Raw genomic sequence first — 23,787 nt, forward strand, 5'->3', positions numbered from 1 at the left:
CGTCTGTTCTCGCTGACGGGAGCGGGTTCGCCCGCTAGTCTCCGACAGGAGAACGCACGTAAGCGCGTTGCTCGTTGCTCTGCGAGTGCGGAGCAACTAGGTTCCACACCGGTCAGTATCCGACAGTTCTACATCCGAGGTGACGTAGGCGTGGCTCTTCCGCCCCTTACCCCTGAACAGCGCGCTGCCGCGCTCGAGAAGGCCGCCGCGGCTCGCCGGGAGCGCGCCGAGGTCAAGAATCGTCTCAAGCACTCCGGGGCCTCCCTCCACGAGGTCATCAAGTCGGGCCAGGAGAACGAGGTCATCGGCAAGATGAAGGTCTCCGCCCTGCTGGAGTCCCTGCCGGGCGTCGGCAAGGTCCGCGCCAAGCAGATCATGGAGCGGCTCGGCATCTCCGAGAGCCGCCGCGTGCGGGGTCTGGGCTCCAACCAGATCGCGTCCCTGGAGCGGGAGTTCGGCGGCGGCGCCGCCTGACGGCCGCCGGCGTTTTCCGCCTGGGCGGAGAACCGGGATAATCGCTCCATGGCTGCACACTCCCGGGGGACGTCCCCCGTACCCCCGGACGTACGTCCGCGGCTGACCGTGCTCTCCGGCCCCTCCGGGGTCGGCAAGAGCACGGTCGTCGCTCATCTGCGCACCGTTCATCCGGAGATCTGGCTGTCGGTCTCCGCGACCACCCGCAGGCCCCGGCCGGGTGAGCGGGACGGCGTGCAGTACCACTTCGTCGACGACGACGTCTTCGACAAGCTCATCGCCAACGGCGAGCTACTGGAGTGGGCCGAGTTCGCGGGCAACCGCTACGGCACCCCCCGGCAGGCGGTGCTGGACCACCTCGCGCAGGGGGTGCCGGTACTGCTGGAGATCGACCTGCAGGGCGCCCGGCTGGTCCGCCAGTCGATGCCCGAGGCGCGGCTGGTCTTCCTCGCGCCGCCCAGCTGGGACGAACTGGTGCGCCGGCTCACCGGTCGCGGCACCGAGTCGCCCGAGGTGATCGAACGGCGTCTGGCGGTGGCCCGTACCGAACTGGCCGCCGAGTCGGAGTTCGACACCACCCTGGTCAACACCTCCGTCGAGGACGTGGCGCGTGAGCTGCTAGCCTTGATGGTGGACAGCTGACGGACCACGCTCCCGCGTCCGTCCGTCTCGGTCCAGTCAACCCCAGCAGCGAAAGGCACAGCGTGTCCTCTTCCATCACCACGCCCGAGGGCATCATCAACCCGCCGATCGACGAGCTGCTCGAGGCCACCGACTCGAAGTACAGCCTCGTGATCTACGCGGCCAAGCGCGCGCGGCAGATCAACGCCTACTACTCGCAGCTCGGCGAAGGCCTGCTGGAGTACGTCGGCCCGCTCGTGGACACCCACGTCCACGAGAAGCCGCTGTCGATCGCGCTGCGCGAGATCAACGCGGGCCTGCTGACCTCCGAGGCCGTCGAGTCGGCCCAGTAGTCGGCCCGGCAGGGCGACGCGGGCGGCGCCTCGCGCGCACCAGCGAAGGCATCACCACCACGGGCCCGGCGGCCACCACCGCCGGGCCCTTGGTGTGTCATGGAACCGTACGGTCCTGCCGGGGCACACCGGCGACGCGACAGTGGGGAGAGGCGATGGGCAGGCCGAAGGTCGTCCTGGGGGTGAGCGGCGGCATCGCCGCCTACAAGGCGTGCGAGCTGCTGCGGCGGCTGACCGAGTCGGGCCACGACGTGCGCGTGGTGCCCACCGCCTCCGCGTTGCGCTTCGTCGGCGAGCCCACCTGGTCGGCGCTGTCCGGCAACCCGGTCTCCCCGCAGGTGTGGGACGAGGTCCACGAGGTGCCGCACGTGCGGATCGGGCAGGCCGCCGACCTGGTCGTCGTCGCCCCGGCCACCGCCGACACCCTGGCCCGCGCCGCTCACGGCCTCGCCGACGACCTGCTGACCAACACGCTGCTCACCGCACGCTGTCCGGTCGTCTTCGCGCCCGCCATGCACACCGAGATGTGGGAGAACCCGGCCACCCGGGAGAACGTCGCCACCCTGCGCCGCCGCGGAGCCGTCGTCATCGAGCCCGCCGTGGGCCGCCTGACCGGTGTCGACACCGGCCAGGGGCGGCTGCCCGACCCCGCCGAGATCTTCGAGGTCTGCCGCCGGGTGCTGGCCCGGGGCGCCGAGGGCGTGGCCGCCGACCTCGCCGGGCGCCACGTCGTGGTCAGCGCGGGCGGCACCCGTGAGCCGCTGGACCCGGTGCGCTTCCTCGGCAACCGCTCCTCCGGCAAGCAGGGCTACGCCCTCGCCCGGTCCGCCGTCGCCCGGGGCGCCCGGGTCACCCTGGTGGCCGCCAACACCGACCTGGCCGACCCGGCCGGCGCCGACGTGGTCCGCGTGGGCACCGCCGTCCAGCTGCGCGAGGCGGTGCTCAAGGCCGCCTCGGACGCGGACGCGGTGGTCATGGCCGCCGCGGTGGCCGACTTCCGGCCCGCCACCTATGCCAGCGGCAAGATCAAGAAGCGGGAGGGCCAGGAGCCTGCCCCGGTCGAGTTGGTGCGCAACCCCGACGTCCTGGCCGAGCTGGCCGCCGGCCGTCCGCATGCCGGACAGGTCGTGGTGGGCTTCGCGGCCGAGACCGACGACGTGCTGGCGAACGGCCGCGCCAAGCTCGCCCGCAAGGGCTGCGACCTGCTGGTCGTCAACGAGGTGGGGGAGCGCAGGACCTTCGGCTCGGAGGAGAACGAGGCCGTGGTTCTGGCCGCCGACGGTACCGAGACGCCCGTGCCGTACGGGCCCAAGGAGGCCCTGGCCGACGTGGTGTGGGACCTGGTCGCCCGGCGCTGGTGACTGCCGGGCCGGGGGTGCGCGAGCGGCGCGAGCCGCAAGGGGTGGCCGGCATGAGCCGGGTGCGCGGCACGGGGCGGGGGCGCGGCACGCCGGTGCGGATCGGATGCGGCGCGCGGCGCGCCTGACCGTGTGAATACCCCCGTTTCCGCACGGTGAAAGGCGTATCGTCGTAGTGTTCGAGCGGGAGACGCAGGTCATCGGGTCCATGGAGCCATCCACGGACCGAGACACGGTGTCCGTCCGCTCGACACGACCGTTAAACTGGCCGTGGTCCGACGGGCGCAGCCCCGAGTTCGGACTTCTCCTATCAGCCAGCAGCCGCTGCAACCCCAGGGAGCGATGTGTCTCGCCGCCTGTTCACCTCGGAGTCCGTGACCGAGGGTCACCCCGACAAGATCGCTGACCAGATCAGCGACACCATTCTCGACGCGCTCCTGAAGGAGGACCCGACCTCCCGGGTCGCCGTGGAGACGCTGATCACGACCGGTCTTGTGCACGTCGCCGGAGAGGTGACGACCAAGGGCTACGCCGACGTGGCGACCCTGGTCCGCAACACCATCCTCGGGATCGGGTACGACAGCTCCAAGAAGGGCTTCGACGGCGCCTCCTGTGGTGTGTCGGTGTCCATCGGCTCGCAGTCCCCCGACATCGCGCAGGGTGTCGACACCGCGTACGAGAACCGGGTCGAGGGCGACGACGACGAACTGGACCGGCAGGGCGCGGGCGACCAGGGCCTGATGTTCGGCTACGCGTGCGACGAGACGCCCGAGTTCATGCCGCTGCCGATCACGCTGGCGCACCGGCTGTCCAAGCGGCTCACCGACGTCCGCAAGAACGGCACGATCCCCTATCTGCGTCCCGACGGCAAGACCCAGGTCACCATCGAGTACGACGGCGACAAGGCGGTCCGCCTCGACACCGTGGTCGTCTCCTCGCAGCACGCCTCGGACATCGACCTGGACTCCCTGCTGGCCCCGGACATCCGCGAGTTCGTGGTGGAGCCGGAGCTGAAGGCGCTGCTGGACGAAGGCATCAAGATCGACACCGACGGCTACCGGCTGCTGGTCAACCCGACCGGCCGCTTCGAGATCGGCGGCCCGATGGGCGACGCCGGCCTCACCGGCCGCAAGATCATCATCGACACCTACGGCGGCATGGCCCGCCACGGCGGCGGTGCCTTCTCCGGCAAGGACCCGTCCAAGGTGGACCGCTCCGCCGCCTACGCGATGCGCTGGGTCGCCAAGAACGTGGTCGCCGCGGGCCTCGCCTCCCGCTGCGAGGTGCAGGTCGCGTACGCGATCGGCAAGGCCGAGCCGGTCGGCCTGTTCGTGGAGACCTTCGGCACCGCCAAGGCGGACGTCGAGAAGATCGAGCAGGCCATTTCCCAGGTCTTCGACCTGCGCCCGGCCGCCATCATCCGCGACCTGGACCTGCTGCGCCCGATCTACGCCCAGACCGCCGCGTACGGCCACTTCGGCCGCGAGCTCCCCGACTTCACCTGGGAGCGCACCGACCGCGTCGACGCCCTGCGGGCGGCAGCGGGGCTGTAGGGGCGCGCCCGCACCACGCACCACCCCCGGGGCCCGGACGGCGACCAAGCCGTCCGGGCCCCGGGCGTTCCCCGGGACGGCTCCGCGCGCACCCGGGGATGTCCGACCCCTCTGGTAGGAATGGCGTTGTGAGCAGCGAGGACGACGGAGCGCCGGGTGCCCCGGGGGCGGGGGCCGGGGGGGAGCAGCTCGCGCTCATTCGGGAAGAGGTGCGCAAGGCCAAGCAGCCTCGGGCCAAGCCGCGCAGCTGGCGGGGGGTGGCGCTGGCGCCTCGGCTTCCCGTGGCCCGGGTGCTGGTCGACAAGGGGCTGCTCCACCTCGATCAGTACTTCGACTACGCCGTGCCCGAGGCGATGGACGAGCAGGCCCAGCCCGGCGTGCGGGTGCGGGTGCGGTTCGGGGCGCGCGTGGTGAAGGGGCGCCGGGAGGGCGGCGAGCTGCACGACGGCTTCGTGATCGAGCGGCTGCCGTCCAGCGACTACTCCGGGCCGCTCGCGCCGCTCGCCCAAGTGCTCTCCCCTGAGCCGGTGTTGGGGCCGGAGCTGCTGCGGCTGTGCCGGGCCGTCGCCGACCGCTACGCGGGCGCGCTCGCCGACGTCGTGCAGCTCGCGGTGCCGCCGCGCCGGGTGCGGCCGGAGAACGCGGCGCCCGGCGAGCCGCCACCCGCTCCCGCGCCGCCCGCGCCCGGCGGCTGGACGCGGTATCCCACCGGGCCCGGCTATCTGGACACCCTGGCCGGTGGCGGGTCGCCGCGTGCGGTGTGGACCGCGCTGCCAGGGCCCGGCTGGCCCGACGAACTGGCCCGCGCGATGGCCGCCACCCTCGCCTCCGGCCGCGGCGCGCTCGCCGTGCTGCCGGACGGCCGCGCGGTCGCCCGGGCCGACGCCGCCCTCACGGAACTGCTGGGGGAGGGCCACCACGTCGTGCTCACCGCCGACAGCGGCCCCGAGGAGCGCTACCGCCGCTGGCTCGCCGTCAACCGCGGCACCGTGCGCGCCGTCATCGGCACCCGCGCCGCCGTCTTCGCCCCCGTCCGCGACCTCGGGCTCGCCGCGCTGTGGGACGACGGCGACTCCAGCCACGCGGAACCGCACGCCCCGCAGCCGCACGCCCGCGACGTACTGCTGCTGCGCGCCGCCGACGAGGGCGCCGGATTCCTGCTCGGCGGCCACGCGATGACCGTCGAGGGCGCCCAGCTGCTGGAGCGCCGCTGGGCCGCGCCGCTGACCGCGGACCGTGAACGGGTGCGCGAGGCCGCGCCGTTGGTCCGTACGGTGGGCGACGGCGACGAGGGGCGGGATGCCGCCGCCCGCGCCGCCCGGCTGCCCTCGCTGGCCTGGCGGGTCACCCGGGACGCGCTGGCGCACGGCCCGGTGCTGGTGCAGGTGCCCCGGCGCGGCTACGTGCCCCGGCTGGCCTGCGAGCGCTGCCGGGAGCCCGCGCGCTGCGCGCACTGCGCCGGACCGCTGGAGCTGGCGGACGCGCCCCGCGAGGGCGGCGGCACGCTGCGCTGCGGCTGGTGCGGCAGGCCCGAGGCGGCGTGGCACTGCGGGAGTTGCGGCGGGACACGGCTGCGCGCGCAGGTGGTCGGCGCCCGGCGCACCGCCGACGAGCTCGGCCGCGCCTTCCCCGCCGTGCCGGTGCGCACCTCGGGCCGGGACGCGGTGCTCTCCCGCGTGCCGGACCGTCCGGCCCTGGTGATCTCCACGCCCGGAGCGGAGCCCGTGGCGGACGGCCCCGGCTACGCGGCGGCTCTGCTGCTCGACGGCTGGGCGCTGCTGGGCCGCCCCGACCTGCGTGCCGGTGAGGAGGCGCTGCGCCGCTGGCTGCTGGCCTCCGCGCTGGTCCGCCCCGCTCACGAGGGCGGGACGGTGGTGGTGCTGGCCGAGCCCACGCTGCGGCCGGTGCAGGCCCTGGTGCGCTGGGACCCGGCCGGGCACGCGGCGCGTGAACTCGCCGACCGGGCCGAGCTGGGCTTCCCCCCGGTCTCCCGGATGGCCTCGCTGACCGGCCCGCCCGCCGCGGTGGCGGACCTGCTGACGACTGCCGAACTGCCGGACGGCACGGACGTGTTGGGCCCGGTGCCGCTGCCCGAGGCGCCGCCCGGCAGGCCACGGCGGGCCGGTGACCCGCCAACGGGGGAGCGGTGGGACCGGGTGCTGCTGCGGGTGCGCCCGGGCAACGGTGGCGCGCTGGCGGCGGCGCTGAAGACCGCCCAGATCGCGCGCACGGCCCGCAGGCAGACGGATCCGGTGCGCGTAAGGATCGACCCGCCCGACATCGGGTGACGCGGCGGGCGCGCGGCGGCGCGTGGTGGCCCGCGTTGGGCGCGGTGCGCCCCGGGCGCTCGCGTCCGCTCCGGCGCCCGACCTGTCGGCGTGGCGGGCGGCGGTGCGGACGCGGTGCGTCGGGCGTGGGCTCAGGTGCGGGCCGTCCCCGGTCCCGTCAGCCCTCGCGCGGCTCGTCAGCCGTTGCGCGGTCCAGGCAGCGCCCCGGGGAAGGCGTCGTCGCGCACGCCCGGCGCGGGGTGCGGCCCCATCGGCGTCGTGCGAGCCGCCGGGACCGTGCCGCGCGGGGCGTCCTCCGGCGTGCCCGGAGCGGAGGCCCGGCGCGTTCCGTAGCGCCGGTGCACCGCCTGCTTCGTCACGCCGAGGGCGGAGCCCACCGCGTCCCACGAGAAGCCGAGCGACCGGTCGAAGTCGACGGCGGCGGTCACCAGGGTCTCGACGCTGTCCCGCAGTTCCTGGGCCAGGCGGACGGTCGGCGCGGGGGCGCGCCCGTAGACGACGAATCCCGCGGCAGGCCCGCTGCGCCTGGGGCGATACACATTGCCCAGTTGCGCGGTGAGGGTACGCAGTGCGTCCACCTGCCGGCGGACCCGCTCGATGTCCCGCACCAGCAGGTGCAGGCTGGCCCGTGCCTGGGCGTCGTGGGTTGCGTGGTCGGCCATCAACAAGCCTCTCGAACCGGCGATGCTGTGAGTGTGTACGGAAACCTGAGGGTCCAGGAGACGACGGGCCGCCGGGCGACCCGTCCGGTCAATCTCTCTTGACCAACGCGCCAGCCGCCCAAGGGGTCACGCACCAGGGGCGTACCGGGGCAGTCAGGAGGCGCGCACGGTTCCGTACGCCCCCACGACGAGCCGTTCCCGGTGAGCGCAGGGGGCGCCCTCGCCCGCCCCCCGGGACGCGCCGGGCGGGACATAGACTTGGGCCGATCCTCCGTGCCGCCACCGTCGACAGGAGTCCGCCCGTGTCCGTCCTGCCGATCCGGCTGTTCGGCGATCCGGTGCTGCGCATGAAGGCGCAGCCGGTCACCGTCTTCGACAAGGAACTGCGCACCCTCGTCAAGGACCTCACCGACACCATGGTCGACGCCCCCGGCGCCGGACTCGCCGCGCCCCAACTCGGGGTGTCGCTGCGGGTGTTCACCTACCGGGTCAACGGCGAGCTGGGCCACCTGGTCAACCCCGACCTCACCCTGACCGACGAGGAGCAGGACGGCCCCGAGGGCTGCCTGTCGCTGCCGGGCCTGCGCTACGACTGCAAGCGCGCCCACGGCGTGGTCGCCCGGGGCTTCAACATGTACGGCGACCCGATCGTGGTCGAGGGCACCGAACTGCTGGCCCGCTGCGTCCAGCACGAGACCGACCACCTGGACGGCATCATCTTCATCGACCGCCTCGACCCCGAGCAGCGCAAGGCCGCGCTGCGGGCGATACGCGAGGCGGAATGGGCGGGCGAGGCACCACTGAAGGTCAAGGCCTCGCCGCACAGCACCTTCGGACGCGCGCTGTGAGCCCGCCGGGCACCGCCCCGGCCCGGCGCTCGGCCACCTGACCGTCCGACCCGTTCACCCCCCCGGCGGGGGCCGCGGCCCGCCAACCCTCCGTTCCCGAAAGGCACTCCACGCACGATGAGGCTCGTCTTCGCCGGTACCCCCGAGGTCGCCGTTCCCGCCCTGGACGCCCTGCTGGCCTCCGACCGGCACGAGGTCGCCGCGGTGGTCACCCGGCCCGACGCGCCCGCCGGGCGGGGCCGCAGGCTGGTGGCGAGCCCGGTGGCCCAGCGGGCCGAGGAGGCCGGGATCGAGGTGCTCAAGCCGGGCCGCCCCCGCGAGGAGGACTTCCTCGCCCGGCTGCGCGAGATCGCCCCGGACTGCTGCCCGGTCGTCGCCTACGGCGCCCTGCTGCCCAAGGCGGCGCTGGAGATCCCCGCCCGCGGCTGGGTCAACCTGCACTTCTCGCTGCTGCCCGCCTGGCGCGGCGCGGCCCCCGTGCAGCACGCGGTGCTGGCGGGCGACGAGGTGACCGGCGCGTCCACCTTCCTCATCGAGCAGGGCCTGGACTCCGGCCCGGTCTACGGGGTGACGACCGAGACGGTGCGTCCCCGCGACACCAGCGGCGACCTGCTGGAACGGCTGTCGCACAGCGGAGCGGGACTGCTGGTGGCCACCATGGACGGCATCGAGGACGGCAGCCTGGTGGCCCGCCCGCAGCCCGCCGACGGCATCACCCTGGCCCCGAAGATCACGGTGGACGACGCCCGGGTCGACTGGGAGGCGCCCGCGCTGCGCGTCGACCGGCTGGTGCGCGGCTGCACCCCGGCGCCCGGCGCCTGGACACTGTTCCACGGCGAACGCCTCAAGCTCGCCCCCGTCGCCCTCGCCGCCGACCGGACCGACCTCGGCCTCGCCCCCGGCGAGCTGGCCGTGGGCAAGAACGCGGTGCACGTCGGCACCGGCTCCCACCCCGTCGAGCTGACCGAGGTCCAGCCGCAGGGCAAGAAGCGCATGCGCGCGGCGGACTGGGCCCGCGGGGCCCGGCTGGCCTCCGGTGATCGCCTGGGGGAGTGACGTCGTACGCTGGTGGCGCAGGGCGGCCGCACGACGCGAGGCGGCTCGCGCCACCGCCGATCCTCTTCCGGAGCACCTTTCCTTGAACGACCACCCCCGCCGCCGTCCGCAGGCCAGGCCGCACGGCAAGCCGCAGCACAAGCCCTACCGCAAGCCCGCGCCCGACCCGGTCCGCAAGCTCGCCTACGACGCGCTGCGCGCGGTGGACGAGCGGGACGCGTACGCCAACCTCGTGCTGCCCGCGCTGCTGCGGGAGGCCGAGCGCGCCGGGGACTTCGACCGCCGGGACGCGGCGCTCGCCACCGAACTCGTCTACGGCACCCTGCGCCGCCAGGGCACCTACGACGCGGTGATCGCCTCCTGCGTCGACCGGCCGCTGGGCGGGGTCGACCCGCCGGTGCTCGACGTGCTGAGCCTCGGCGCGCACCAACTGCTGGGCACCCGCATCCCGCCGCACGCCGCCGTCTCCGCCACCGTCGAGCTGGCCCGCGCGGTCGTCGGCGACGGGCGCTCCCGCTTCGTCAACGCGGTGCTGCGCAAGATCGCCGCCGACGACCTCGACGGCTGGCTGGACCGTGTGGCGCCGCCGTACGACGAGGACCCCGAGGAGCACCTCGCGGTCGTCCACTCGCACCCGCGCTGGGTGGTCTCCGCGCTGTGGGACGCCCTCGGCGGCGGCAGGCAGGGCATCGAGGACCTCCTCGCGGCCGACAACGAACGGCCCGAGGTGACGCTCGTCGCCCGTCCCGGACGCTGCGCCCCCGCCGAACTCGCCGCCGAGGTGGGCGAGGACGCGGCGCCCGGCCGCTGGTCCCCGTACGCGCTGCGGATGGCGGACGGCGGCGACCCGGCGGCGCTGGAGGCGGTGCGCGACGGCCGCGCCGGAGTCCAGGACGAGGGCAGCCAGCTGGTCGCCCTCGCGCTGGCCGGCGCACCGCTGGAGGGGCCCGACCGGCTCTGGCTGGACGGCTGCGCCGGCCCCGGCGGCAAGGCGGCACTGCTCGCGGCGCTGGCGGCGGAACGCGGCGCGGCCCTGGTCGCCGCGGAGAAGCAGCCGCACCGCGCCCGGCTGGTCGCCCGCGCGCTCGACGGCAACCCGGGCCCGTCCCAGGTCGTCACCGCCGACGGCACGCGTCCGGCCTGGCGGGAAGGCGCGTTCGACCGGGTGCTGGTGGACGTGCCGTGCACCGGGCTCGGCGCGCTGCGGCGCAGGCCCGAGGCGCGCTGGCGGCGGCGCCCGCAGGACGTGCCGGGGTTCGCGCCGCTCCAGCGCGAGCTGCTGCGCTCCGCGCTGCGGTCGGTGCGCGTCGGCGGGGTGGTCGGCTACGCGACCTGCTCGCCCCATCCGGCCGAGACCCGCGCCGTGGTGGAGGACGTGCTGGCCCGGCCCGGCGCGGGCGTCGCCGCCGAGTTCGTCGACGCCCGTCCCACGATGGAGGGCGTGACGGACCTGGGCGACGGGCCCGACGTGCAGTTGTGGCCGCATCTGCACGGCACCGACGCGATGTACCTGGCGCTGCTGCGGCGCACCGCGTGACCGCCGGGGCGGCGTACCGCGCGCCGCCCCGCACCCGGGCCCGTTTCCTCGGCGGGGCGTTCGACCCGCCATACTGGGCGCATGCGCGCGCAGATCAACCCGAGCATCCTGTCCGCCGACTTCGCCCGGCTCGCCGAGGAGGCGGAGGCCGTGGCCGGGGCCGACTGGCTCCACGTCGACGTGATGGACAACCACTTCGTGCCCAACCTGACGCTCGGCCTGCCCGTCGTGGAGTCGCTGCGCAAGGCGACCGGCACCCCGCTCGACTGCCACCTGATGATCGAGGACCCGGACCGCTGGGCCCCGGGTTACGTGGAGGCGGGCGCCGGCTCCGTCACCTTCCACGCCGAGGCGGCGACCGCGCCGGTCAAGCTGGCCCGGGAGATCCGCGCGAAGGGCGCCCGCGCGGCGATGGCCCTGCGCCCGGCCACCCCGGTCGAGCCGTACGAGGACCTGCTGCCGGAGCTCGACATGCTGCTGGTGATGACGGTCGAGCCGGGCTTCGGCGGCCAGTCCTTCCTCGACATCATGCTCCCCAAGATCCGCCGCACCCGGCAGCTGATCGCCAAGCACGGACTCGACCTGTGGCTCCAGGTGGACGGCGGCGTCTCGCAGTCCACCATCGAGCGCTGCGCCGAGGCCGGGGCCGACGTCTTCGTGGCCGGATCCGCCGTCTACGGCGCGGGCGATCCGGCCGAGGCGGTGCGCGGGCTGCGCGCCCAGGCGGAGTCCGCGGCGGCCTCCGCTCCCTGGGCCTGCGGGCACTGAACCCCCGCTGAACAGCGGACGGCGCACGGGGGCACAGCCGGGTAAGCGGGCTCGCGGGCCCGGGCCGGGGCGGCGCCGTTCCCGTATGTTGAGGAGGGCGGCGGTGCGGAAGACGGGGAAGCAGTCATCGTCGTACCGGTCAGGACGCCGCACAATCTGCAAGAATGAGCGTGTCGTCAATCAGATGAGCCCCCTGTGCCCGCAGGGGGACCCCCAGGGGAGGGTGACGTGACCACTGGCCGCTCACCGGTCCGCATGGGCCCCGCCGAGATGGTGCAGGCGGCGGCGATGGCCCGCCGGTTCTATCTGGAAGGCAAGTCCAAGATCCAGATCGCCGAGGAGTTCGGCGTCAGCCGCTTCAAGGTGGCCCGGGTCCTGGAGTCGGCGCTGGAACGCGATCTGGTGCGCATCGAGATCCGGGTCCCCGCCGAACTCGACGCCGAGCGCTCCGACGCGCTGCGCGCCCGCTACGGGCTGAGACACGCCGTCGTGGTGGAGTCCCCAGCCGACCAGGACCAGGACTCCCCGGATCCGGAGAACCTCGGCGCGGTCGCCGCGGGACTGCTCGGCGAGCTGGTCACCGAGGGCGACGTGCTGGGACTGGCCTGGGGCCGTTCCATCATCACCATGGCGAACGCGCTGGACCGCCTCCCGCCGTGCACCGTCGTGCAGTTGACCGGCGTGTACGACGCCGGGACCGCGGAACGCGGCTCGGTCGAGGCGGTGCGCCGGGCGGCCGCCGTCTCCGGTGGCGAGGCGCACCCGCTGTACGCGCCGATGGTGCTGCCCGACGCGTCGACCGCCGCCGCGCTGCGCCAGCAGACCGGCATCGCCGCGGCCATGGGCTACTTCGACAAGGTCACCGTCGCGGTGGTCTCCATCGGCTCGTGGGAACCGCGGGTCTCCACGGTGTACGACGCGCTGTCCGACGCCGAGCGCAAGCACTACGCGGACCTGGGCGTGGCCGCCGAGATGTCCTCCCACCTCTTCGACGCCGAGGGCCGCCGCGTCGGCCGCGACCTGCGCGAGCGCTGCATCACCGTGGACGCCGACCGGCTGCGCGCGGTGCCCGAGGTGGTCGCGATCGCGGGCGGCATCCGCAAGGCCAACGCGGTCGGCGCGGTGCTGCGCTCCGGCCTCGTCACCAGCCTGGTCACCGACACTGCGGCCGCCGACCACCTGCTCCACCAGCAGTCCCCGGGCCCCCGGCCCGCCCTGGACCGCGTGGACCCGGGCGAGGCGTAGGGCGCTCTCACATCGGCCTGACGGGACTTCAACCGGCTTGCCACCCAAGTTTGTTGGCGACCCGTCACCCGAGGCGCCGTGCGCACCGCCGCGGTCAGTCCGCGATGCCCGGGGCGCCCCACACCGGGAACCAGCGGCTCAAGTCGTCCTCCACTCGCAGGTCGTTGGCGACCATCGCCTTGATCTGCAACTCCAGCGCGTTGTCCCGCTTCTCGCCGGGGCGCGGTGCGAACGGGTAGAAGGTGCCGCGCTTGTAGAGGTAGACCAGCGCCAGCGACTGCCCTTCGGCGTTGCGGAATCCCACCAGCGAGCAGAGCAGCTGCGGGCCGAAACCGCCGTCCTGGAGGATGGTGTTGACCGCGTGCAGGTCGTTGACGAGCCCCGCCACGTCGTCAGGGGCGTGCCGGGAGAGCAGCCACGTGTAGTGGTAGTCGTCCTGGTGGAACTCCACCGGGATCCCGCCGGTCGCCACGTCCGCGTCCAGCAGCCCCTGGACTTCCTCCCGGGCCTGGGCGAAGGCGCCGCCCTCGACGGCCGCGAAGCACACCGAGCCCTCACCGGTGGGCTGGAACCCGGCGGCGGCCTGGAGGGTGACCGCGGCCGAGGGCAGTCCGAAGAGCTGGTCGAGGTCGGGACGTACCGGCTTGCTGCGGCCGAGCAGGGCGTCGAGGAATCCCACGGGCGGTAGCTCCTTGGCGAGCGGGGGACGGCGAACGGGGAGGAGACGGCGGAGGAGCGGGAGGGGCAGGAGGAGCGGCGGAGCCGGATGCCCGCCGGGCGTCGGCATCGTGACGGCGCCGGCCCGCTCCGCCCGGCCCGGCTCCCCGGCGCCGGGAAGCCGGGCCGAGGCGGCGGGCCCGGTGGCTCAGGCCTGGTTCAGCTCGGCGGAGATCCGGCCCAGCTGCTCCAGCCGCTGCTCCAGCGTCGGATGGGTCGACAGCAGGTTGGACAGGCTCTCCTTGGAGGCGATGGCCGGAGCGAAGTAGAAGGCGTTGAACGGCTCCGCCTTGCGCAGGTCCTCCGTCGGGATGCGGGCCATCGTGCCGCTGACCTTGGTCAGCGCCGAGGCCAGCGCGGACGGGCGGCCGGTCAGCTGGGCGGCCGAGCGGTCGGCGGACAGCTCGCGGTAGCGCGACAGCATCCGGGTCAGCAGGAAGCTGATCGCGTAGACCACCGCGCTGACCAGCGGGATCAGCAGGGCGACGATCGCCGCGTTCTGGTTGTTGCCCCGGGAGCGGAAGCCGCCCCACAGGCCGATGCGGGTGATGATCCCGGCCAGCACGCCCAGGAAGGAGGCGATCGTCATGACCGCGACGTCCTTGTGCGCCACGTGGGACAGCTCGTGGGCGAGTACGCCCTCCAGTTCCTCCGGCTCCAGCCGGCGCAGCAGCCCGGTGGTGGCGCAGATGATCGCCTTGTCGGCGTTGCGGCCGGTGGCGAAGGCGTTGGGCACGTCGCTGTCGGCGACCGCGACCCGCGGCTTGGGCATGTCGGCCAGCGCGCACAGCCGGTCGACGACGCCGTGCAGCTGCGGGAACTCCTCGGGGGTGACCTCCCGGGCGCCCATGCTGAAGGCGGCGATCTTGTCGCTGAACCAGAACTGCGCGATGAACAGTCCGCCGGCGATGACGAGGATGATCGGCCAGGCGCCCCGCAGCAGTGCGAGAAGCGCGCCCACGAAGACCACGTAGAGCAGACCGATCAGGAACATGGTGATGACCATGCGACTGGACAGCCCCCGGTCCGGGGCAAAGCGCGTGCGGTTCATGTCCCCTCCTGGGGTCCGAGGGCCCGGCCGGTCCCGTCTGGCCGGAGGACGCCTGCTTCGATTGTCTCTCCGCCGTGACCGTACAAGCCCCGGGCGGCCCCAGGACACTGCCCGGAAGCCGGTCCCGGAACACTGTCTCGGATCATGCCCCAACAACGTTCCGGCGATCCGGGAGGTTCCTCCAAGCAGGGATTCCCACCCTCCCGTGCAAAAATGAAGTACGTGCGCTTTCTCAATGATGTTCAGCCCCCGTACGACCTGACCTACGACGACGTCTTCATGGTCCCCAGCCGTTCCGCGGTGGGATCCCGGCAGGCGGTGGACCTGTCGTCGCCGGACGGTACGGGCACCACCATTCCGCTCGTCGTCGCCAACATGACCGCGATCGCCGGGCGCCGGATGGCCGAGACGGTGGCCCGCCGCGGCGGCCTGGTCGTCATCCCGCAGGACATCCCGATCGACGTGGTGACCGAGGTCATCTCCTGGGTGAAGCAGCGCCACCTGGTGCTGGACACCCCGATCGTGCTCGCCCCGAACAACACCGTCGCCGACGCCATCTCCCTGCTGCCCAAGCGGGCCCACGGCGCCGGCGTCGTGGTGGCCGACGGCCGCCCGGTCGGCGTGGTCACCGAGTCGGACCTGTCCGGGGTGGACCGTTTCACCCAGCTGGGCGAGATCATGTCCAGGGACCTGCTCCTGCTGGACGCGGACATCGACCCGCGCGAGGCGTTCAACCGACTGGAGGACGCCCACCGCAAGCTCGCCCCCGCGGTGGACGCCGACGGCCGCCTGGCCGGCATCCTCACCCGCAAGGCCGCGCTGCGCGCCACCCTGTACTCCCCGGCCGTCGACGCGGACGGCCGACTGCGCGTCGCCGCCGCGGTCGGCATCAACGGCGACGTGGCGGGCAAGGCCAAGCAGCTGCTCGACGCGGGCGTGGACACGCTCGTCATCGACACCGCGCACGGCCACCAGGAGTCGATGATCGCCGCCATCAAGGCGGTGCGCGGCCTCGACCCGAAGGTGCCGATCGTGGCGGGCAACATCGTGGCCGCCGAGGGCGTGCGCGACCTGATCGAGGCGGGCGCCGACATCATCAAGGTGGGCGTCGGCCCCGGTGCGATGTGCACCACCCGGATGATGACCGGCGTGGGCCGCCCGCAGTTCTCGGCGGTTCTCGAGTGCGCCGCCGAGGCCCGCAGGCACGGTAAGCACGTGTGGGCGGACGGCGGCGTGCGCCACCCGCGCGACGTGGCGATGGCGCTCGCCGCGGGCGCGTCCAACGTGATGATCGGCTCGTGGTTCGCCGGCACCTACGAGTCGCCCGGCGACCTCCAGCAGGACGCGAACGGGCGGCTGTACAAGGAGAGCTTCGGCATGGCCTCGGCCCGCGCCGTGCGCAACCGCACCAGCGACGAGTCCGGCTACGACCGGGCCCGCAAGGCGCTCTTCGAGGAGGGCATCTCCACCTCGCGGATGTTCCTCGACCCGGCCCGCCCCGGAGTGGAGGACCTGATCGACTCGATCATCGCGGGCGTGCGCAGCTCCTGCACCTACGCGGGCGCCGGATCGCTGGAGGAGTTCCACGAGCGGGCCGTCGTCGGCGTGCAGAGCGCCTCCGGCTACGCCGAGGGCAAGCCGCTGCACAGCAGCTGGTCGTAAGGCGACAGGGGATCTACAGCCCCTGAGACGCAGGCCACAACCTCATACGGGCATGGAACCGCAGGTACCGTCTAGCATAGGTACCTGCGGTTCCGTATGAGTATGCAGACCGCGTCCGCATCCCGATGGAGGTCAGTGGTGAATACCGGCACGCGGCCGGCGACGCAGGCTACGGCACCCGCCGCCCCGGCCCGCACGGGCCTGGGCGCCGCGCTGGCCCGCCGCAAGCCCGTCGAGCGGCTGGTCGCCGAGGGCGGCACCGGCACCGGCGGCACGCTGCGTCGCTCGCTGGGCATGTGGCAGCTCACCATGATCAGCATCGGCGCCACCCTCGGCACCGGCATCTTCGTGGTGCTCGGCGAGGCGGTCCCCAAGGCCGGGCCCGCCGTCGTGATCTCCTTCGTCATCGCCGGCTTCACCGCGTTGTTCTCCGCCCTGTCCTACGCGGAGCTGGCCGGCACCATCCCGGTAGCCGGTTCCTCCTACTCCTACGCGTACGCCACCCTCGGCGAGCTGGTCGCCTGGATCTGCGGCTGGTGCCTGATCCTGGAGTACGGCGTCTCGGTGGCCGCGGTCGCGGTCGGCTGGGGGCAGTACCTCAACGAACTGCTGCACGGCACCCTCGGCGTCACCCTGCCAGCCGCACTGTCCGCCCCGCCGGGCGGCGGCGGCATCGTCAACGTCCCCGCGCTGCTGGTCGTGCTGCTCGCCATGGGCTTCCTGCTCGGCGGCGCCAAGGAGAGCGCCCGGGCCAACACCGTCATGGTCGCGGTGAAGATCGTCTCCCTGCTGCTGTTCTGCGCGGTCGCCCTCACCGGCATCAAGTCCGGCAACTACGCGCCCTTCATGCCGCTGGGCGTCGGCGGGGTCAGCGCGGCGGGCGCCACCCTGTTCTTCTCCTACATCGGCTTCGACGCCGCCTCCACGGCCGGCGAGGAGGCGAAGAACCCGCAGCGCGACCTGCCGCGCGCCATCATGCTCTCGCTGCTGATCGTCACCGTGCTGTACTGCCTGGTCGCGCTCGTCGCGGTCGGAGCGATGCCGTGGAAGGCGTTCGGCGACGTCGACGCCACGCTCTCCACGATCATGCAGCAGGTCACCGGGCAGGGCTTCTGGGCCGTGCTGCTCGCCCTCGGCGCGGTCGTCGCCATCGCGAGCGTGGTGCTGACCGTGCTGTACGGGCAGACCCGCATCCTGTTCGCGATGTCCCGCGACGGCCTGATGCCCAAGGTCTTCTCCACCGTCCACGCCCGCACCGGCGTGCCGCGCGCCAACACCGTCATCGTCGCGCTGTTCTGCGGCGTGCTGGCCGCCGTCGTGCCGCTCGGCCAGCTCGCCGACGCCACCAGCATCGGCACTCTGTTCGCCTTCGCGCTGGTCAACCTCGCCGTGCTGGTGCTGCGCCGCAGGCGGCCCGAGCTGAAGCGGTCGTTCCGCACCCCGTTCAGCCCGGTCACGCCGCTGATCGGCTTCGGGCTGTGCCTGTGGATGATGGCGAGTCTGGAGTTCACCACCTGGATGGTGTTCTGCGGATGGATGGCCGCGGGCCTCGTGATCTACTTCGCCTACGGGCTGCGCCGCTCCCGGCTCGCCCGACCCGAACCGGAGAAGTGAACCACCCGCCGTGTCCCTGAACGATCTCGACGAACGCATTGTGCACGCCCTCGCCGAGGACGCCCGCCGCTCCTACGCGGACATCGGCGCCGAGGTGGGGCTGTCCGCCCCCGCCGTCAAACGCCGCGTCGACCGCCTGCTGGCCACCGGCGCCATCACCGGCTTCACCGTCCGGGTCGACCCCGCCGCGCTGGGCTGGGAGACCGAGGCGTTCGTCGAGATCTACTGCCGCCACAAGACCTCCCCGGAGGCGATCAAGCGCGGCCTGGAGCGCTACCCGGAGGTGGCGGCCGCCTCCACGGTGACCGGCGAGGCCGACGCCGTGGTGCAGATCTACGCCGAGGACGTGCGCCACTTCGAACGCGTCCTGGAACGCATCGCCGGTGAGCCCTTCGTCGAGCGCACCAAGTCGGTCCTGGTCCTGTCCCCGCTGCTGCGCAGGTACGGCGCGGGCGCGCCCGCGTGACGCCCCGCAGGAGAGCCGCTTCCTGCGGTCGGCGGCCACCCTGGTCCGCCTCCGCGCAACGAATCGCCGCCCTGGTGGGTGAAGACGCAACGAATCGGCCGTCCGCACGCAACGGGACGGCCTTGTTGGCGTCCGGTCCCCGCCCGTACCGTCGTATCGATCCCGCTCATCCGACAGGCATCCGACACGACGAGGTTCCATGACGCCGCCGCTGCGCATCGCGCTGTACCAGGGCCCCGCGGGCGTTCCGGCGTCCGCCGCCGACAGCCTCGCCGCGCTGGACGACGCCGCCCGCCGGGCCGCCGCCGCGGGCGCGGGCCTGCTGGTCACCGCCGAGATGTACCTCACCGGCTACGCCATCGGCGACGCGGTGGCCGACCGCGCCGAGACCGCCGACGGCCCCTGCGCCCGCCGGGTCTCCGAGATCGCCGCCGAGCACCGGATCGCCATCGCCTACGGCTACCCCGAGCGCGCGGGCGACGCGGTCTTCAACTCGGTGCGGCTGACCGGCCCGGACGGCGCCACCCTCGCCGGCTACCGCAAGACCCACCTGTTCGGCGACTTCGAGACCGCCCACTTCACGCCGGGCGACACCGCCGTCGTCCAGGCCGACCTCGGCGGACTCACCGTGGGCCTGCTGATCTGCTACGACGTCGAGTTCCCCGAGACCGTGCGGGCGCACGCACTGGCCGGCACCGACCTGCTGGTCGTGCCGACCGCCCTGATGCGTCCCTTCGAGTTCGTCCCCCTCACCCTCGTCCCGGCCCGCGCGTACGAGAGCCAGCTGTACGTGGCCTACGCCAACCGCTGCGGCGCCGAGGGCGAGTTCCACTTCACCGGGTTCAGCTGCCTCGCCGGCCCGGACGGCACCGTGCGGGCCCGCGCCGGAACCGGCCAGGACCTGGTACTCGGCGACGCCGACCCGGCCCTGCTCGCCGCCTCCCGCGAGGAACTGCCCTACCTGCGCGACCGCCGCCCCGAGCTGTACGGCCGCCTCACCTGAGCCCCGCCGCCCGGTCCCCGGTCCGCCGCCGCGCCTTCACGCACCGCCCCGCTCCAAGGAGAAACACGCCCATGACCTCCACCGTGCCCACCGCCGTCCACGACGAGCAGGAGCAGCCCGCGGCCCGGCCGGTGACCATGTTCGGTCCGGACTTCCCCTACGCCTACGACGACTACCTGGCCCACCCGGCCGGGCTCGGCTCCGTCCCCGCGACCGAGCACGGCACCGAGGTGGCGGTCATCGGCGGTGGCCTGTCCGGCATCGTCGCAGCGTACGAGCTGATGAAGATGGGGCTGAAGCCCGTCGTCTACGAGGCCGACCGGATCGGCGGACGGCTGCGCACCGAGGGCTTCGACGGCTGCGACCCGAGCCTGACCGCCGAGATGGGCGCGATGCGCTTCCCGCCGTGCTCGACCGCGTTCCAGCACTACGTGGACAAGGTGGGCCTGACCACCAAGGCCTTCCCCAACCCGCTGGCGCCCGACACCCCCTCGACGGTCGTCGACCTCAAGGGCGAGTCGCACTACGCCCGCACCCTGGACGACCTGCCCGAGGTCTACCACCAGGTGATGGACGCCTGGAACGCCTGCCTGGAGGACGGCGCCCGCTTCTGCGAGATGCAGCGCGCCATCCGCGAGCGCGACGTGACGGCGATCCGGGAGATCTGGGCGGAACTGGTCGACAAGCTCGACAACCAGACCTTCTACGGCTTCCTGTGCGACTCCCCGGCCTTCAAGAGCTTCCGGCACCGGGAGATCTTCGGCCAGGTCGGCTTCGGCACCGGCGGCTGGGACACCGACTTCCCCAACTCCATCCTGGAGATCCTGCGCGTCGTCTACACCGGCGCGGACGACGACCACCGCGGCATCGTCGGCGGCAGCCAGCAGCTCCCGCTGCGGCTGTGGGAGGACGAGCCCGCCAAGCTGGTGCACTGGGCGCCCGGCACCTCCCTGTCCTCGCTGCACGGCGGCACCCCGCGCCCGGCGGTGACCCGGCTGCACCGCACCGCGGGCAACCGCACCACCGTCACCGACGCCTCCGGCGACATCCGCTCGTACAAGGCGGTCGTGTTCACCGCGCAGAGCTGGATGCTGCTGTCGAAGATCGACTGCGACGACGCGCTCTTCCCGATCGACCACTGGACGGCCATCGAGCGCACCCACTACATGGAGTCCTCCAAGCTCTTCGTGCCCGTGGACCGGCCGTTCTGGCTGGACCCGGACCCGGAGACCGGACGCGACACCATGAGCATGACGCTCACCGACCGCATGACCCGCGGCACCTACCTGCTGGACGACGGCCCCGACAAGCCCGCGGTGATCTGCCTGTCGTACACCTGGTGCGACGACAGCCTCAAGTGGCTGCCGCTGAGCCCCAACGAGCGTCTGGAGGTCATGCTCAAGTCGCTCGGCGAGATCTATCCCAAGGTCGACATCCGCAAGCACATCATCGGCAACCCGGTCACCATCTCCTGGGAGGACGAGCCCTACTTCATGGGCGCGTTCAAGGCCAACCTGCCGGGTCACTACCGGTACCAGCGGCGGCTGTTCACCCACTTCATGCAGGACCGGCTGCCGCAGGACAAGCGCGGCATCTTCCTCGCCGGCGACGACATCTCCTGGACCGCGGGCTGGGCCGAGGGCGCCGTGCAGACCGCGCTCAACGCGGTGTGGGGGGTCATGCACCACCTCGGTGGCGCCACCGATCCGTCCAACCCCGGCCCCGGCGACGTCTACGACGAGATCGCCCCGGTCGAACTCCCGGAGGACTGACGGGCGATCGGGTACGGCAGCCCTTCCGGGGCGACCCGCCGTGGGCCGGACCCGTACGGCAACGGGGTCAGCAGGCAGCGGCCCACCAGGCCCACGCCCGCGTCCAGACGCCGCGCGAACTCCTCGTGCACCGTGGGGAGTTCGCGCAGCCGCCACAGCAGGCACGCCGTCGACCAGGCGGCGTCCCTGGCCCGCTCCAGGCTCCACGAGCCCAGCAGATGAGTCAGCGGATCGGCCAGCTCCAGCAGGTCGGGTCCCGGCATCAGCTCCTCGCGGACCCGCTCCTCGATCGTCTCCAGCACGTCGCCGACCCGCTCGAAGTCGGCCTCCACCGCGGGCGGTTCGACCCCCAGGGCCGCGCATGTGTCGACCACCGCGAGTGGCAGGTCGTGCCCGACGTGGGCGTTGATCCCGGCCAGCGCGAACTGCGTCGGACGGACCTCGCGGTGGTGGCGCAGCCGGAACAGCGGGCGCCAGCAGTCGGGCGGACGGCCGCCGGCCGCGTCCGCGTCGACGGCCAGCAGATACCGCGCCGCGAACCGGGCGCCCAACTCGGCGGTGTGGCCCGGGTGCGGGAAGAAGCCGCTTCCCAGGCGCGCGTTCAGCTCGCGCGTCACCGACAGGTAGACCGCGTTGAACACCGCGACCCCGTCGTGCGGGGGCAGCGCGGCCGACAGCGCGGTCATCCGCGCCACCACGGCGTCCACGGAAGGCATGGCGCAAGCCTGGCAGCGCCCGGGCGCCCCGCCACGACGGCACGACGCCGCGTCCCCACAACGAGCGATCCCCGCCGGGTCCGGCGCGAGCCGTCAGTCCTGCGCCCGGCCCTCGTCGTAACCGGACGTGCCCTCGTCCAGCAGCGGTTCACCGGGGGGCCGCTTCATGTGGGCGGGGGCCAGGGCGCGCAGGCCGTGGTAGCCGACGAGGACCACGATCGTGCCCAGCGCGATCCCGCTCAGCTCGAAGTTGCCGCTGATGTGCAGGCTCACCCCGCCGATGCCGATGATGACGCCCGCCGCGACCGGCACCAGGTGCAGCGGATTGCGCAGGTCCACCCGGTTGTGCGTCCAGATCTGGGCGCCCAGCAGGCCGATCATGCCGTAGAGGATCACCGTGATGCCGCCGAGCACCCCGCCGGGGATCGCCGCGACGATCGCGCCGAACTTCGGGCACAGGCCGAACAGCAGGGCGAAGCACGCCGCCGCCCAGTAGGCGGCCGTGGAATAGACGCGGGTCGCCGCCATCACCCCGATGTTCTCGGAGTACGTGGTGGTCGCGGGGCCCCCGAACGAGGTGGAGAGCACCGTCGCCGCGCCGTCCGCCGCGATCGCCGTGCCCAGGCTGTCGTCCAGCGGGTCGCCGGTCATCTCGCCGACCGCCTTGACGTGACCCGCGTTCTCCGCGACGAGCGCGATCACCACCGGCAGCGCCACCAGCACCGCCGACCAGTGGAAGGCGGGACCGTGCAGCGGCGGCAGCCCGACCCAGTGCGCCCTGCCCACGCCCGACAGGTCCAGGCGCCAGTGCGACGTGACGTGGCCCGAGCCGTCCACCGAGTGGATGCGGCCGAAGACGCGGTCGAAGACCCAGGAGACCGCGTAGCCGAAGACCAGCCCGAGGAAGATCGCGATGCGCGACCAGAAGCCGCGCAGCCCGATGATGGCCAGCGCGGTCACCAGCATCGTCAGCAGCGCCGTCCACTGGTCCTGCGGCCAGTACGTGGTCGCCGTCACCGGTGCCAGGTTGAAGCCGATCAGCATGACCACCGCGCCGGTGACCACCGGCGGCATCACCGCGTGGATGACCCGGGCCCCGAACCTGCGCACCGCGAGCCCCACCGCGAACAGCACCGCGCCGACCACCAGGATCGCGCCGGTCACCGCGGGCGTGCCGCCGCCCTGGGCGCGGATGACCGCCGCCACCCCCACGAACGACAGGCTGGAGCCGAGGTAGCTGGGCACCCGCCCGCGCGTCGCCAGCAGGAAGATCATCGTCGCGATGCCCGACATCATGATCGCGAGGTTCGGGTTGAGCCCCATCAGGACGGGCGCCACGAAGGACGCCCCGAACATCGCCACCACGTGCTGGGCGCCCAGCCCCGCCGTGCGCGGCCAGCTCAGCCGCTCGTCGGGTCTGACGACCGCGCCGGGGGCGGGGGTGCGCCCGTCGCCGTGCAGGGTCCAGCGCACGCCCAGGCCCATTCGCTGTGCTCCGTGTCCTTCAGTCGATCGGTCTCGGGTGGCCTTCCCGCGGGACGATCCGTCTGTTCGCGGGATGAACCGCCCGACATCGTAGTTCGGTGTCCTGCGGCGGCCGTCCACCGGCCCGTGCCTCGCGGGACCGGCGCGCCGCGCTGGAGCCCGGCCGGGGCGCGCCCGGACAACCGGTGAAACATCCCGACTTGTCGTGCTCATGTGACCCAGGCCACAAGGACCCGGCCGCATGCGCCGAGCCGTCCGTGGCAGACTGAAGACGTACCAGTGACGTTTGGCGCACTCCGGGGTCGGTGAAAGTCCGAACCGGCGGTTACAGTCCGCGACCCGTCCGCTGCCAGCGGCCGGTTGACCAGGTGAAATTCCTGGACCGACGGTTAAAGTCCGGATGGGAGGCAGTGCGCGGCGGGACCTCACGGGTACGCCGCCCCGAGCGGTCGCCGCAGTCGGCTCCACGCCGTGTGCGACGGTCCTCGGCCGTCCCGGCGTTCCCCGTGCGAAGCGTCCCGTGGCAGTCCCATATCGC

21 protein-coding genes and 1 riboswitch are annotated in these 23,787 nt (G+C 73.3%); of the genes, 16 read left to right on the forward strand and 5 right to left on the reverse strand.

The features are described 5' to 3' along the window. Positions 1–150: 150 nt before the first annotated feature. The 6 genes from CK485_RS25560 to CK485_RS25585 all read left to right on the forward strand — a co-directional run bounded on the left by CK485_RS25560 (position 151) and on the right by CK485_RS25585 (position 6,647). Complete coding sequence (locus CK485_RS25560) at positions 151–474, forward strand: integration host factor (protein WP_109454174.1); 324 nt, start codon at positions 151–153, stop codon at positions 472–474. 48 nt (positions 475–522) lie between these two features. Next, the gene (gene gmk, locus CK485_RS25565) at positions 523–1,116 is read left to right on the forward strand and encodes a guanylate kinase (RefSeq protein WP_109454175.1); all 594 of its coding nucleotides are present in this window, start codon (positions 523–525) and stop codon (positions 1,114–1,116) included. Positions 1,117–1,178: 62 nt separating this feature from the next. After that, positions 1,179–1,448, forward strand: a complete 270-nt coding sequence (gene rpoZ / locus CK485_RS25570; RefSeq protein WP_109454176.1) for a DNA-directed RNA polymerase subunit omega — start codon at positions 1,179–1,181, stop codon at positions 1,446–1,448. 155 nt (positions 1,449–1,603) lie between these two features. Then, positions 1,604–2,809, forward strand: coding sequence for a bifunctional phosphopantothenoylcysteine decarboxylase/phosphopantothenate--cysteine ligase CoaBC (gene coaBC / locus CK485_RS25575; RefSeq protein WP_109454177.1), 1,206 nt, complete (start codon positions 1,604–1,606; stop codon positions 2,807–2,809). 341 nt (positions 2,810–3,150) lie between these two features. Then, a complete protein-coding gene (gene metK, locus CK485_RS25580; protein WP_109454178.1) occupies positions 3,151–4,359 on the forward strand; it encodes a methionine adenosyltransferase in 1,209 nt (402 codons plus the stop codon). Positions 4,360–4,487: 128 nt separating this feature from the next. After that, a complete protein-coding gene (locus CK485_RS25585; protein WP_241968576.1) occupies positions 4,488–6,647 on the forward strand; it encodes a primosomal protein N' in 2,160 nt (719 codons plus the stop codon). Between the two features lie 176 nt (positions 6,648–6,823). On the opposite strand, the gene CK485_RS25590 is transcribed toward CK485_RS25585, so the two are convergent. Then, positions 6,824–7,309, reverse strand: coding sequence for a hypothetical protein (locus tag CK485_RS25590; protein ID WP_109454180.1), 486 nt, complete (start codon positions 7,307–7,309; stop codon positions 6,824–6,826). 302 nt (positions 7,310–7,611) lie between these two features. On the opposite strand from CK485_RS25590, the gene def reads away from it, so the two are divergent. The 5 genes from def to CK485_RS25615 all read left to right on the forward strand — a co-directional run bounded on the left by def (position 7,612) and on the right by CK485_RS25615 (position 12,763). Further along, positions 7,612–8,157: a peptide deformylase gene (gene def, locus CK485_RS25595; protein ID WP_109454181.1), complete on the forward strand. Its 546-nt coding sequence runs from the start codon at positions 7,612–7,614 to the stop codon at positions 8,155–8,157. A gap of 117 nt (positions 8,158–8,274) precedes the next feature. Then, on the forward strand, positions 8,275–9,213 hold the full coding sequence (gene fmt, locus CK485_RS25600) for a methionyl-tRNA formyltransferase (protein ID WP_109454182.1): 939 nt from the start codon (positions 8,275–8,277) through the stop codon (positions 9,211–9,213). Between the two features lie 82 nt (positions 9,214–9,295). Further along, the gene (locus CK485_RS25605) at positions 9,296–10,750 is read left to right on the forward strand and encodes a transcription antitermination factor NusB (protein ID WP_109454183.1); all 1,455 of its coding nucleotides are present in this window, start codon (positions 9,296–9,298) and stop codon (positions 10,748–10,750) included. Positions 10,751–10,831: 81 nt separating this feature from the next. Continuing rightward, positions 10,832–11,518, forward strand: coding sequence for a ribulose-phosphate 3-epimerase (gene rpe / locus CK485_RS25610; RefSeq protein WP_109454184.1), 687 nt, complete (start codon positions 10,832–10,834; stop codon positions 11,516–11,518). A gap of 255 nt (positions 11,519–11,773) precedes the next feature. Further along, entirely contained in the window at positions 11,774–12,763 is a 990-nt protein-coding gene (locus CK485_RS25615; protein WP_199239531.1) for a sugar-binding domain-containing protein, read from the forward strand. Between the two features lie 94 nt (positions 12,764–12,857). Here the strand turns inward: CK485_RS25615 and CK485_RS25620 are convergent, their stop codons facing one another. Continuing rightward, positions 12,858–13,442, reverse strand: coding sequence for a hypothetical protein (locus CK485_RS25620; protein WP_109454186.1), 585 nt, complete (start codon positions 13,440–13,442; stop codon positions 12,858–12,860). 186 nt (positions 13,443–13,628) lie between these two features. Further along, a complete protein-coding gene (gene htpX / locus CK485_RS25625; RefSeq protein ID WP_109454187.1) occupies positions 13,629–14,531 on the reverse strand; it encodes a zinc metalloprotease HtpX in 903 nt (300 codons plus the stop codon). Between the two features lie 213 nt (positions 14,532–14,744). Here htpX and CK485_RS25630 point away from each other — a divergent pair, with 213 nt between their 5' ends. From CK485_RS25630 to CK485_RS25650, 5 genes are all read left to right on the forward strand, one after another. Next, complete coding sequence (locus CK485_RS25630; protein WP_109454188.1) at positions 14,745–16,193, forward strand: GuaB1 family IMP dehydrogenase-related protein; 1,449 nt, start codon at positions 14,745–14,747, stop codon at positions 16,191–16,193. Positions 16,194–16,394: 201 nt separating this feature from the next. Further along, positions 16,395–17,807, forward strand: a complete 1,413-nt coding sequence (locus tag CK485_RS25635) for an amino acid permease (protein ID WP_241968616.1) — start codon at positions 16,395–16,397, stop codon at positions 17,805–17,807. A 10-nt stretch (positions 17,808–17,817) separates the two neighbouring features. Continuing rightward, complete coding sequence (locus CK485_RS25640; protein WP_109454190.1) at positions 17,818–18,273, forward strand: Lrp/AsnC family transcriptional regulator; 456 nt, start codon at positions 17,818–17,820, stop codon at positions 18,271–18,273. Positions 18,274–18,472: 199 nt separating this feature from the next. After that, entirely contained in the window at positions 18,473–19,276 is an 804-nt protein-coding gene (locus CK485_RS25645) for a carbon-nitrogen hydrolase family protein (protein ID WP_109454191.1), read from the forward strand. A gap of 71 nt (positions 19,277–19,347) precedes the next feature. Then, positions 19,348–21,048, forward strand: coding sequence for an NAD(P)/FAD-dependent oxidoreductase (locus CK485_RS25650; protein WP_109454192.1), 1,701 nt, complete (start codon positions 19,348–19,350; stop codon positions 21,046–21,048). On the opposite strand, the gene CK485_RS25655 is transcribed toward CK485_RS25650, so the two are convergent. Both CK485_RS25655 and CK485_RS25660 read right to left on the reverse strand, forming a co-directional pair. Continuing rightward, complete coding sequence (locus CK485_RS25655) at positions 21,009–21,764, reverse strand: DUF5995 family protein (protein WP_241968577.1); 756 nt, start codon at positions 21,762–21,764, stop codon at positions 21,009–21,011. The two genes, CK485_RS25650 and CK485_RS25655, sit on opposite strands and share 40 nt — an antisense overlap. A gap of 93 nt (positions 21,765–21,857) precedes the next feature. Beyond that, the gene (locus CK485_RS25660) at positions 21,858–23,249 is read right to left on the reverse strand and encodes a solute carrier family 23 protein (RefSeq protein WP_109454193.1); all 1,392 of its coding nucleotides are present in this window, start codon (positions 23,247–23,249) and stop codon (positions 21,858–21,860) included. 287 nt (positions 23,250–23,536) lie between these two features. After that, a riboswitch (FMN riboswitch) is annotated at positions 23,537–23,667 on the forward strand. The last annotated feature ends 120 nt before the right edge of the window (positions 23,668–23,787 follow it).

Origin of the sequence: Streptomyces sp. ICBB 8177, from assembly GCF_003144095.1 — a bacterium.
Taxonomy (GTDB): domain Bacteria; phylum Actinomycetota; class Actinomycetes; order Streptomycetales; family Streptomycetaceae; genus Streptantibioticus_D.